Source organism: Pseudoalteromonas ostreae, from assembly GCF_018069805.1.
Lineage (GTDB): Bacteria > Pseudomonadota > Gammaproteobacteria > Enterobacterales > Alteromonadaceae > Pseudoalteromonas > Pseudoalteromonas ostreae.
On record NZ_JAGPYN010000006.1, the window covers coordinates 53,196 to 65,996 of the forward strand.

The following is a 12,801-nucleotide window of genomic DNA, read 5'->3' on the forward strand; positions in this document are numbered from 1 at the left end:
TATAAAATAAGGACGACCAGCCATCTAGCTTATTTACTATACCCAAGCCACCTCAAGATGCAGAATTCAGCGTTTCACAGGGGCTTAATATCAAGGCGTTACTTTGCAACAATGGCAATCCCTTTTAAGAAGTAACAACGATGGGAGTAAGTTCCTGTGAAACGCCCAACGGGTTGGTTTAAAAGCGATTTATACTGCGTTATTGATTTTAACAATAGAACCACTATTACTTGCAATCAATGCCTTGCCTAAATCACTTTTAATTCCAACTGAAACTCGCATCTTGAGGTGGTTTGGGTATATACCCGTAACGTGAATTTGCGTTCGCTGTATGCTATCAAAAGTAGTTTTTATGTGCAGATATGATAAAGTGGTTGTACACAAATTGTTGACAGAACAGCTATGAAAAGGTCCCTGCTATTTTTATCTTTTATCATTATTTTTTCGGTAGTTAGCATTCAATTATTGGTGATACCTCATTTTGAAAGTAACGTCCGGTACCCTACTGAAAAATGGGCTTTAGAGTTTTTAACATCAGGCTCTACGGATCTTCTTGCACAACAATTACAATCCATACCTAAACACCAGAGAATGGCCTACTTACAAACCATACAAGCTAATTTTGGCTTTGAACTTACTTTACAAGACTATCAACAAAATGATTTTTCAAGTGAGCAGCAATCTTGGCTCGCAGAGGATAAAATTTGGGGTGATCCGCAAGCAGATTTAGCATATCGAAAAATAGATGACGAACAGCTATTAGTAATTGTAAAACCCAATACGGTTCCTAAGCATCTGATCAACGAAGCGCAACGTTGGATGATGGGCTCTTTTTACCTACTGAATAATATGCTGATGCAACACCCACAGCAGAGCTGGCCGTCGATAATTGATTCGCTCAGTGATGCTTTTACATATCCCGTTGCACTGATGACATTGAGTGAGTTAACTTACACAGAGCAACAAATAGCCCAATTAAAAACAGGAGCTATTGTGACCATATCAACTGCGGATTCTGATTTTATTGGCTATCCCGCTGACATTGCCGTACAGCGCATCAAAAATAGCGATAAAGTAATTGTACTTGGCCCTTTTAGCCCTCAACTAAAGGGCAAAGTGGTGTACATGTTAAGTATCTTTTATTTTATATTCGGCTTTTTTCTGCTTATACCAATTATAATATGGTTAATTCCTGGCTGGCGCTCTATGTTATCGCTCAATAAAGTGGCGATATTACTTGGACAAGGTAAATTTGATGCTCGCGCTAAGCTAATTCGTTTTAGCCATCTAAACCACTTGTCCAAAACGTTTAATACCATGGCCGAAAAAATACAACGCCTTATCTCTTCTCATAAAACTCTGATCAATGCTGTATCACATGAATTGCGAACTCCCATCGCACGCATTGAATTCAATGTTGAATTACTTAGAAATAGTACAGCCAATGACTATCAACTAGGGCAACTAGAGCGGATTGAATTATCTTTGAATGAACTAAATTCATTAGTGTCGGAAATGCTTACACATGCTCGATTTGAGCGCGAAATACCCACTCTTACATTTGCAACCGTTGAACTTAATCATTGGATAAAACAAGAGTTAATCTGTTGGCAAGAAGCCAACCCTGATACTGAGATTGTTTTACTTGAACAAGGCGTTTGCCATGCAATGATTGATAAGTTTTATATGAGCCGTGCATTAAGTAATTTAATGCGCAATGCCATCGCGTATGGAAGAAACCATATTCAAGTAAGCTATGAACAAACCGCAAAAGGCTGGCTGATTTGTGTTGCTGATAACGGTGATGGTATTCCTTTACCCTGTGCTGAGAAGGTATTTGAACCATTCTATCGAGAAGATCAAAGTCGTAATTTGCAAGTCGGTGGAACCGGACTAGGCCTTGCAATCGTTAAACAAATTTTAGGCTGGCATGAAGGAACCGCGAGTGTTGAGCCATCCAGCTTAGGTGGTGCATGTTTCATACTAAATTGGCCTGCCAAACGCACACATCGATAATCCACATAGAGAACAAGAAATGAAAACAAAGATTTTAGTGGTAGAAGATGATTTACCGCTCGCTGAGTCAATTCAAGAGTATTTAACGATTGAAGGCTATCAGGTTGAAATAGAATCAAATGGCGAGCATGCGGTCTCCCGTATTCTTCAGTGGCAGCCAGCTCTGGTGCTGCTTGACGTTATGTTACCGAACAAGGATGGCTTAACGGTATGCCGCGAAGTAAGGCAGTCATACAGCGGCTATATTTTGATGTTTACTGCACGAGAAGAAGAAATTGATCAGGTTGTAGGGCTTGAAATTGGTGCCGACGATTATTTACTAAAGCCAGTGAAACCTCGCTTACTACTGGCAAAAATTAAAGCTTTTTTAAGACGTGGACATCCCACAGATCCACTCGCCATAAAGCCACAAACGAAAGAGTCTATAACGTTTGGGCAATTAATCATTAATACGCACAACCGAACTGTCTGTTTAGCAACGCAACATATCCAGCTCACAGACGGCGAATATGACCTACTGCTACTGCTTGCTAAAAATGCAGGAGTTATTCTGTCACGTAGTGACATTGTTGAACAAATAAAAGGTTATCACTATGATGGAATTGAACGTGGTGTTGATAATCATATTAGTCAGTTACGCAAGAAGCTCGGTGATAATGCGCGTAACCCAATAAAAATTAAGACTATCCGTTCCAAAGGCTACTTATTTGTAGTTAGTGCGTGGTAGTTCTAGGGGGATATGGCGCTATATCTCCAACATGAGAGTAGCGCCTTTGAGAGACTTGAACTGTGGATAATACATCTATCTCAGCAACTATTTCACACTAACCAGAGGAGTTTTAATCTAAAGTTATTCTTCAGCCATTACTTGTTTACCATTACTATCGACAACTAATAAATATGAAGCGCCAAAATTACCCGCACATAAATCGATAGCCTGATTGGCAACTTTTAGGCCATTAGCACAATTACTCACCGCTAAGAACGCTGTGACACTGCCCTTTTTTGTAGTTAATACTTTTTTATCATCAATTGACACATCATACTCGCCGTTGGCAAATAAACGCACATTAAATACATCTGCAGTATTGTTTTGTTTTTTATCAATGACAGACAAAGCCCGCTTACCTGAAGATTGCCAAGCAATTACCCATAAATCGTCGTTATTACTCAAGGTTGTATTTATGCGTTCCTCTTTATTCGCATTGATACTATCTTTAACTCCCAAGTTAATCATGTTATTGATTACTTTATAACTGTAGTTATAGCGACTACCCACAGCATTGGCCTCTACATCGCCCGCAGCGATATTATCACTATCGAATAAACCACTGTAGCCGATGCTAATACTCCTTTTTTTGACATGAAAGTCAGCCATATAATCCAATGAATTTATAAAAGACATATTTGCTTGATGGGTTAATTTATCATCTAATTCATCCGTGCTTTCACCACATCCACTCAAAGCAGCTGCCACACCAAACAACAGTGCAATACTAAATCCTTTATTACTGGTGCTCATAACAATCTCCATAATGTTTAATTTTATCAACGCTAAAAACCGCACTAAACGCTTTTATTACTTTAATAATTTTTTATTAATCAATTACTAAGTATTTTATTTCGAATAGCGAAATTTACTGAAAAAATGTTAGCATATCCTTTACGATACATCTCTCAGCGCTTGTCGGACATTGTCAGAAATTGTCTGTTTATAATGAACAGTTTAATGATGGCCTTGCGTTATAGTCAGCTGATACGGCTAAATACCTGCTCTAAAAGCTGTGTATATATTTTCTCAATTTTTAGTAAGTCATTAATAGGCACATGCTCGTTAACTTGGTGGATGGTATTATTTCGTACCCCGCATTCAATCACTTGGGTGTAATCATTGGCAAAAAACCGCCCATCAGAAGTTCCGCCACTGGTACTTAATAAAGGATAGCTGCCTGTCACATTAAAAATAGCTTGTTCAACTTGAGTCAATAAACAGCGACGCGTTTGATGATTGGTATAAAAAGGCTCACACGGACGCTCCCATTCCACACTCAGCAAAGCTTGTAAATCGCCTAACGCGAATTGAATTTCATTTTTTATGTCACTGCTTTTGTAATCATGGCTATAACGAATATTAAATGTCATTTCACATCGTGCTGGCACCATGTTATCGACAACATTAGCAATATTAATCCCGGTTACTTGCAAGCTCGTATGTGAACTTGGCTCGTCACGCTGCCAAGTTATGCTAGTCAAGCGCTTGATTACTTCTGCACTTAGATGAGCTGCATTGATGGTGTTTTCTGGATAAGCAACATGCCCTGCTTTGCCGTTGATCACTAACCGCGCAGAGAGTGCACCTCGACGGCCATTTTTGATTGTATCACCAACATGTAAATGACTGGTTGGCTCGCCGACAATGCAGCCGTCAAGTTGGATGCCCTGTTGCGCTAAACGCTCTGCAATCAGTAGTGAACCATATTCCGCCTCCCCTTCTTCATCAGAGGTGATCAACCAGTAAAAAGTACCTTTTTTTGCAGCTACGTTAGCCAGTAATGCACGACTGGCACATAACATGGCGGCAACGCCCCCTTTCATATCAGCAGCGCCTCTGCCATAAATAGCGCCATCGATAATATCACCTGAAAATGGTTCTGCTCGCCACGCCCCTCCAGATGCGGGGACCACATCAATATGCCCCGAAAAAGCATAGCGTGGCCCATCACCAAAGCTTACTTTAGCTATTAAGTTAGTAACATTATTAAAGGTAAACTGTTCACAGTTAAAGCCAAGGTCTGTTAACTGCTTTGCTAACCAGTCTATTGCCCCGGCTTGCTGTGGCGTAACAGATTTAAATTGGATCAGCTTTTGAAGGTAACTGACCACAGTATCAGTGTGGATTGCTTCATTCGTGGTGTGAGATTGGATAGCTAAAGTCATAATTAACACCCTTATTAAGAGAGAGTGTATTCATTACAACCTGAATTTATGACCGCTTTATGAAAACACGGATTATACCAATCGTTTTAAGTTACTGACCATTTATAGCGACAGAAAAATACACTGGTAACAAGGCAGAAATTTTGACATATAGTTGTTCTCGGCAATTGCTCCTGCATTGCTCTACCTCTGCATCCATGCAGTCGTACATGAAAAATTACTAACGCAGTTAGCGCTTTATTTAGTGCGCTAGAATGGTTAAATATTTAAGTCGATTGGTATTAGTGTGCCCCATCTTCGATAAATGCCTCTTGGCTGACTTTAGCGATATCTTTATCATCTTTGGTCAATTTTGTTTGTTGCCAACGACCACGGCAAAACCACAGATACGATAGCGATGCGACGATCACATTGGTGACAGCAAACGAGTACCAAATGCCGTGATCGCCTAAGGGAGTGTGTTTTGACAAAATATACGCCACCGGAAACTGTACTACACATTGAGAAAACAGCGCCAACAACATCGCATTTAGCATGTTCCCTGATGCTCTAAATGCAGCCACCACACATAATTGCACGCCTATTCCGCCCCAAGTTAAGCACATTATACGAATAAACTGCGCACCTTTGGCTATCACGCCTTGATCATCAGGGATAAAAAATGCCACTAGGTAAGGTGCAAATATATACGCAATCGCCCCTATAAAAGACAAGCCACATAATCCCCAAAGAGCCGCCAGCTTGGTAATTTTCTCTGCTCGTTGCGGGTTACCTGCGCCCATGTTTTGTCCGACCAAGGTCGACACAGCCATTGAGAGTCCCATAGCAGGGATCATCACCATCTGTAATATATTTGAACCAACGCCATAAGAAGCAATGGTTTGAGTACCAAAACTAGCCACTAAAAAAGACATGATAATCAAACCAAATGCACGCGCTGACAACTCCACAGAGCCTGGTGCACCTAAAAAAAACGCTTGTTTAATATAGCTATAATCAGGAATAAAACTCGATAATTTTAGCTTAATACCATGGCGACCACGCAGAAAAATAATAATGCCAGCAATGGCTGCCAAACTTTGTGTCACCAATGTAGCCAACGCAGCCCCCATCACCCCAAGACCTGTAAAGCTGCCATAGCCAAAAATAAATAATGGATCCAGTACAAAATTTAGTAGCACTGTTACGGAAACAATGATCAGTGGCACCTTGGTTTGGCCAATACCCCGCATTAAGGCTTGAAACATGGCATAAATAAATACAAATACCACACCCACAAATGACACATGCATAAATTTTAAAGCATCGTTATAAACGGCATCTTCAACCCCTAGTAAATGTAAAAAATAAGGCGAGAGCAAATAACCGATCACTCCTAAACAAATGGCTGTCACAGTTACCATTAACACTGTTTGCGCGGCCACATGGTTTACTTTATCTTGTTGGCCAGCCCCCATATATTGCGCTGACAAAATAGCTCCCGCCATCGCAAGTCCAGAGCCAATCGCAATCACTAAAAAAGTCACTGGCATACTGACTGACACCGCTGCAACTTGTGCCGCTCCTAAGCGACCAACCCAAAACGCATCGGTTAATTGATAGGCTGATTGTAAGATGTTGATAAGAATAATAGGAACAGCAAGTTTTAACAGTGCTTTGCTAATAGATCCAGACAGAAAAAGATGGTTGGTTTCGTTCATTGTATACCCTTGCTTTAAGCAGCAATTATAACTTATTTTCCTGACCTATTGATGAATAGCGATAAAAAAGAGTGCGCTGTCAATCGGTTTTAAACGTCAATTAAGTAAACCTTAATCTAAATCAAATAAACGCTACGCCGCTTAATACCCTGCTATAAAGCTTGATCTAGAACAGTTTTTTATTTTTTGTTTGACTGATAATAGCGTTAATTCAAAAAGTAGTTCTCGGAGAACAGCATGAAAAAACAACTTAGCGCAGCGTTACTCACCTCACTTTTAATCGTGTCTCCTTTCGCCAGTGCAAACTTAAGTGTTAATGTCGGTGCTATTAATGTTAACCCTGACAATAGTAGTTCAGTGATCAATGAAGACCCGAGCTTGGGATTAAAAGGCAGCTCAGATACACAATTGGGTATTACAATTGACTACGCGTTTAATGATCAGTGGGTTCTAGAATTGGTTGCTGCAACACCCTTTTCTCATGAAGTTAATGGCGCAGGTGGTTTAGCTGGCAATAAAATAGCAGACATTAAGCAATTACCGCCGTCACTGATCGCTCAATATCACTTTTTAGAAAGCACTTCAGCATTTCGCCCATTCGTTGGTGTGGGTATTAACTACACAGTATTTTTTGATGAGCAACCATCAACTGCACTAAAAACAGTACTTGGCACCGATAACGTTGAAGTAAAACTTGATAACTCATTTGGTTTTGTTGCGCAAGCGGGCTTTAATTACATGCTAGATCAAAACTGGGGCGTACATGCGATGATATCAGTCATGGATATTGAAACCGATGCAACTGTTTATGCCAATGGTAAACAAGCACTTACTTCAACAGTCAAAATTGACCCCGTAGTTGCCATGTTAGGGGTTAAATACGCTTTTTAAACATACTCTAAAAAGGCCTAACGACCTTTTATCTGGGTATGTAGAATCAGCTGGGAAGATTTGTTATTTTTTTCTGCTCTAACATTTCTTTCCAGTGCATAATTTCCGCTGGTAAAATAGGCGCAACACCGCCAAAGTTTACCGCCTCTAGCATTTCTTCTACGCTGACGACACCTCGCTTGCGCTTAAACACACCTCTTACATAGGCGATCGCATGCAAACCACGCTCAGAATGAAACTTTTGCTCAATATAAAAATACTTATGATCCCAACCAACTAAGCGCGTGCTAATGGTATAGCGTTGCATTGGTTTAATATCACGAATATAAGTAATAGCCGTGGCGTTAACGATAGGAAACCAACGTTTTTTCATAATCGTGTCAAGCAAGCCAACTCGTTCTGTCATCCAAGTGCGAGCTAAATCCATCATTGCTAAATAACGAGAGTTAGTCAGGTGTAAATTAATATCACAATCACTCGGCAGCGCTTTGTAATCTATATCTACAGTTTCTAGCAATGATTGATAATCACGGTTACGTTTGATTTTAAAAAATAATAATAACAGACGAAAATATAAGTTCACAATAAAGGTCTTACCAGTTAACAGTTTTGTGAGTGTAGCATAGCGTATTGCATTGGAGAATATTCTGCTCTACTCTAAAATTCTCTGATTATAAATAATAGTAGCAAAATGATGAAAAAATCAGTTTCTTATTTAAGTATGATATTTGCACTGATGAGTACCAGTGCGATGGCCGACTTTAACTACCTAGGCAAAGGCAACGTACGTTATCCAACTGGGGTTGAAAAGCCGTTTCAATTTGGGTTTGCTTGGCAGCAACAAAATAGCAAGTTTACTATAGGTAAAAAAAGCTATGATATGCAATTACCTGAATCCTATTCCATTGCTATTACTCTAGCAAAAGACGAGCAACAAGTGTGGGTGCAAGAATTTAATAATGGCTTTATTGAAGGATTCAGCTGGGAAATTGGCGAACACACGATCAAACTTGAAAAACGTCAATATAAAGGCGCAGTGAAAGGAGGCTATGTTATCAGTTTAGATAACAAAGATTACTTTTTTGCCCGTAATAACATCAGTATCTTAATTAAGTTCAGCCCAGAGGGTATCGGTACTATCGCTATTAACGGTGTAACAAAAGATATGGGTACTAAGCAATAGTACCCAACACGGTTGATTTAAGTCAGTTTACACTTTTACCGTTTTACGATTAATGCCGTAGTCACGTAGCTTATTTGCAACTGCGGTATGACTTAACCCTAAACGCTTAGCCAATTGTCTCGAACTTGGGTAAGCAGGGTACAACTTACGTAATAATGTAGCCTCAAAACGCTTTACAGCTTGATCGAGCGAGCCCTCAAAATCAGACTCCAAATACCCTAAATCATGGGTAAATGCAGGTAATTGCAAATGCTCAACACGCAGCTCGTTATCATCTAATAACGACACAGCGCGGTATATCGCATTTTCTAATTGGCGGACATTGCCCGGCCAAGGGTAATCTTGTAAAAACGACAAACATTCTGCAGATAACTCTGGCGTCGCATGACCATTTTGCTGCGCATATTTTTGAATGAAATGCTCTGCAAGTGGCCCAACATCCGCTTTACGATCACGTAGTGGAGCAATCTCTAAAGTCAGTACATTGATCCTATAGTATAAATCTTCTCTAAACGTACCCTCTTGTACCATCGCGGGTAAATCTTTTTGCGTGGCGGCGATAATACGTACATTTACTTTTACTTCGTTCTCATCGCCAACTTTTCGAAATGTGCCATCTTGTAAAAAGCGCAGTAACTTGGTTTGAAGTTGGGTAGACATTTCACCCACTTCATCTAAAAATACCGTGCCACCATCCGCTTGCTCTAATACGCCGCGTTTTGGCGCTGCATTTTCTTCATAACCGGCATAACCAAATAATTCAGACTCAGCAACATCATCAGGCAATGAAGCGCACGATAAAGCGATAAAAGGTTTCACAGAACGGTTAGATGCATAGTGGCAAGCACGAGCCAATAACTCTTTACCTGTGCCGGTTTCACCTGTAATAAGTATCGGAGCTTCAAGTTGCGCCATTTTACGCGCTTCACGAACCACACGACGCATCGCGGTGCTAAAATTATGAATTGTCGCAAAACTCTCTTGTCCGTAACGTCGAAACGCACTTACCTGCTGACCTAAGCGGCTTTGTGATTTAATGTTGATCACCGCCCCTGCGAATACATCGCCTTCATTGCCTTGTGGTACAGCAATTGGCAAAATATCCGCAATAAAATCCTCTCCTGCCACCTCAACCCGAGTTGTTTGGCCCAGTACTTCTTTGCCTTCTAACCAACGGGTAAAGTTAAAGCCTTTCAATAAATTATTAATATTTGAGCCAATAACTTCTTTTTCAGTCAACTGTAAGTCTTTACATGCAGCATCGTTGCAGAGCCTTACCCAACCTTTGGCATCAATTGAGATAACCCCATCAGGTAGCGCACGCAACAATGTGTTGAGCTCATTATGCTCGCGCTCAGAAGGTAAAAAAGCGGTGGTACGTACATCCTGCACACCATCAATTAATCGAATTGAAGGCATAATTTTTTGAAACTGCTCAAATTCAATCGGTGGAAAACTCACATACATACGACAGTTAATTGAATCAACTTCAATACCTTTTAAATCAACGCGGTAGTTGACTAAAATATTGAGTATTTCTTGAGCAATACCGATACGGTCTGCACAATGGATATCTAAACGCATTTCACCCTCAAAAAGAGAAAATCTATATGCCAAGAATAATACGCGAACTCCACAATGGAGGATAGTCTATTGTAAAGATTTTTGGACAAGTGAAATTATCCGTTATGAAAAAGACTTTTTGTCGCAACTGACTATAATTTAGTATGAATGATAATAGAATAATTCAAATATTTGGCTAATATCATTCCCGCAAAAAAAACATATAATGAAAATGTATTAAAAAATGTAACTACAGTGATAACGAGGCCTATTTGAAAATCAAAAAATGTAAACTCTTTTTTATTATCTGCCTAGCTCTAATTATCACTGCCTGTAAGGTTGAAGACCCTTATGATACAGGGGAAACTCAGGCGCAAAAGAGCGAAACACAACTGCGTGATGATTATTTAAAACAAACATTTAATGGTGTTATCACAATAACCGATGAGCAAGCCAATAATGTGGCTGGCATCACGGTTGCGTTTGCAGGACAGCAGTATCAAACAAATGCCAGTGGACAAATTAATTACTCAGGTATTACAACAGGTAACCATCGGTTAATGATCGCTGATGAAAATTACTTCCCTGCTGTCGCTACAATCAAAATTACTGCTAATAACGCTCAACAACAGCTTATCTTAACAGCTAAAAGTAGTAATTCGATTAGCCTGCTGTTTGCTGGTGATACTATGTTTGCACGACGTTTTTTAGATCCCTCTTTAGCGACTATGACGGCTGCGATCCCTGATGTCGCAGGGGCACTTATTCGTCCAGCAACAGCCAGTGAAAATGCTCAAGCATTAACACAGTTTGTCGCGCCATTTTTCCAAGCGGCTAATTTTTCATCAGTAAACTTAGAGACTCCGATAACAAATAGTCCTGAAGCAGCACATCCAACAAAAGAATTTAGCTTTTTTTCATTACCTGAAACGCTGGATGGGATCAAAGCCATTGGTATTGATTACGTCGCACTAGGAAATAATCATGTGTATGATTTTTTAGAAGATGGCCTCAATGATACTTTGCTTGAAGTTGATATCGCAGGCCTTGCTCACAGTGGCGCAGGGAAAAACATCGCCAGTGCTTACCAAGCAAAGTTCATGAATGTGGGAACACTCACGTTAGGGCTTTTTTCAGCGACCTCCATTACAGGTAAAGAACATGCAATTACCTATGTTACCGGTGCCACAAAAGGCGGTGCCGCAGATTTAACAGAAACAGAATTAGTCTCCAACTATCTTAATGATGCAGTGCAAAATAGTGATTATGTCATTGCCCAAATGCATGGTGGTGATGAATACACTTATCAACCCAGCGGTTACATTAAAGGCAGGTTTAATTCTTTATCCAAACAACAAACCAATTTATTAGTTGCCCATCATCCGCATATTGCCCAAGGCTTTGCAGTTTTTAATGATGTACCTGCCATTTTAGGCTTAGGCAATTTTGTGTTTGACCAAGACCGCTTAGAAACGCTGCTTGGCGTTGCGGTGTTAGTAAATGTAGACAAAGATGCATCTCCTATGACGAAGCGGGCTTTTGCTTACCCTATTTATGTTGAAGGATATCAGCCTAAATTTACCAATGGTTTTTTGAGTGATTATTTATTACGACGTCTGGCTGAGTTTTCTGATAATAACATTACCTTGATCCCACGAAATGGCTATGCCGATGTATTTTTCAGTCCAGATCAAGCGACTGTTTCTCAGCACACGGAAACAGTTACAGTTACCCCAAATCAAAGCATTCTAGATTTACGCAACTTTGCTCCATCAACAAAAGCATTTTTATCTAAACTTGAAATTATTAACGGATCGCCAAGTGATATCACTTTAGGCCGTGATTTAATGATTTTCGGTGATTTTGAAGATTGGGATAACGATGATGAACAATTAGAAGTTGCTCGTTGGGATCACACCGGCGACAGCGTAACGCCTTGTTTAAGTGGTGCTCGTTCAGGTGCGCAAGGCTTATGCTCTGCTCGTACCCAGTTTGACAATACACCGTCACTGCTGCCATTTCGACAAACCATCCGTGCGATGGAATTACCTAATGATGATGGCTCAATTGATGTCTTTAAGGAGTTTAGCTTATTTGGTTACAGTAAAGCTGAAAACGCCGGAAAGCTAGACGCTAAAATAGTTTACACCACCGCCGAGGATGGCCTTGAATTTTCTACTCAATTAGTCGATATTGAACCTGCTGGCAGCCATGACTGGCAAGCATTAAGCTATGACTTTTCACTGCCTTCAGATGAACTAACACTTGGCCCTGACCAGTTACCACCGCGCGGAATTAAAGTTACCTTGCGTCATTTTTCGCCCAATAGTAACGAAGCAAACTTAGCCTTAGATGATATGGCAATGATTTCATGGCAACAAAAAGTAAACTTTACTGATGCGATGTGGCGCACGGATAAAATCCATGGATTTGACTTTTTACGTTTAAATGCAAAGTCTTCTGTTACGTTTAAACTAACGTATAGCACCTTTAATTAATCTCTATTCTATT

General features: G+C 40.1%; 10 protein-coding genes. 5 read left to right on the plus strand and 5 right to left on the minus strand.

Annotated elements, in window-relative coordinates; all coding sequences use genetic code 11:
* Nucleotides 1–402 precede the first annotated feature (402 nt).
* Both J7338_RS06455 and J7338_RS06460 read left to right on the plus strand, forming a co-directional pair.
* The gene (locus J7338_RS06455; protein ID WP_210796273.1) at nt 403–2,016 is read left to right on the plus strand and encodes an ATP-binding protein; all 1,614 of its coding nucleotides are present in this window, start codon (nt 403–405) and stop codon (nt 2,014–2,016) included.
* Nucleotides 2,017–2,035: 19 nt separating this feature from the next.
* Nucleotides 2,036–2,743 carry a response regulator gene (locus J7338_RS06460; protein ID WP_210796274.1) on the plus strand — a complete coding sequence of 236 codons (708 nt, stop codon included), beginning with the start codon at nt 2,036–2,038 and terminating at the stop codon, nt 2,741–2,743.
* A gap of 123 nt (nt 2,744–2,866) precedes the next feature.
* On the opposite strand, the gene J7338_RS06465 is transcribed toward J7338_RS06460, so the two are convergent.
* From J7338_RS06465 to J7338_RS06475, 3 genes are all read right to left on the minus strand, one after another.
* Entirely contained in the window at nt 2,867–3,538 is a 672-nt protein-coding gene (locus J7338_RS06465; protein ID WP_210796275.1) for a hypothetical protein, read from the minus strand.
* A gap of 227 nt (nt 3,539–3,765) precedes the next feature.
* Nucleotides 3,766–4,953: a succinyl-diaminopimelate desuccinylase gene (gene dapE / locus J7338_RS06470; RefSeq protein ID WP_210796276.1), complete on the minus strand. Its 1,188-nt coding sequence runs from the start codon at nt 4,951–4,953 to the stop codon at nt 3,766–3,768.
* A 281-nt stretch (nt 4,954–5,234) separates the two neighbouring features.
* The gene (locus tag J7338_RS06475; RefSeq protein ID WP_210796277.1) at nt 5,235–6,653 is read right to left on the minus strand and encodes an MATE family efflux transporter; all 1,419 of its coding nucleotides are present in this window, start codon (nt 6,651–6,653) and stop codon (nt 5,235–5,237) included.
* A gap of 237 nt (nt 6,654–6,890) precedes the next feature.
* Here J7338_RS06475 and J7338_RS06480 point away from each other — a divergent pair, with 237 nt between their 5' ends.
* The gene (locus tag J7338_RS06480) at nt 6,891–7,544 is read left to right on the plus strand and encodes an OmpW/AlkL family protein (RefSeq protein ID WP_210796278.1); all 654 of its coding nucleotides are present in this window, start codon (nt 6,891–6,893) and stop codon (nt 7,542–7,544) included.
* 46 nt (nt 7,545–7,590) lie between these two features.
* Here J7338_RS06480 and J7338_RS06485 read toward each other — a convergent pair whose 3' ends face one another.
* Nucleotides 7,591–8,127, minus strand: coding sequence for a thioesterase family protein (locus tag J7338_RS06485; protein ID WP_210796279.1), 537 nt, complete (start codon nt 8,125–8,127; stop codon nt 7,591–7,593).
* A 111-nt stretch (nt 8,128–8,238) separates the two neighbouring features.
* Here J7338_RS06485 and J7338_RS06490 point away from each other — a divergent pair, with 111 nt between their 5' ends.
* Nucleotides 8,239–8,727, plus strand: a complete 489-nt coding sequence (locus J7338_RS06490) for a hypothetical protein (protein WP_210796379.1) — start codon at nt 8,239–8,241, stop codon at nt 8,725–8,727.
* A gap of 27 nt (nt 8,728–8,754) precedes the next feature.
* On the opposite strand, the gene tyrR is transcribed toward J7338_RS06490, so the two are convergent.
* Nucleotides 8,755–10,311 carry a transcriptional regulator TyrR gene (gene tyrR / locus J7338_RS06495; RefSeq protein WP_210796280.1) on the minus strand — a complete coding sequence of 519 codons (1,557 nt, stop codon included), beginning with the start codon at nt 10,309–10,311 and terminating at the stop codon, nt 8,755–8,757.
* Nucleotides 10,312–10,562: 251 nt separating this feature from the next.
* On the opposite strand from tyrR, the gene J7338_RS06500 reads away from it, so the two are divergent.
* Nucleotides 10,563–12,788, plus strand: a complete 2,226-nt coding sequence (locus J7338_RS06500) for a CapA family protein (RefSeq protein WP_215909024.1) — start codon at nt 10,563–10,565, stop codon at nt 12,786–12,788.
* Nucleotides 12,789–12,801 lie beyond the last annotated feature (13 nt).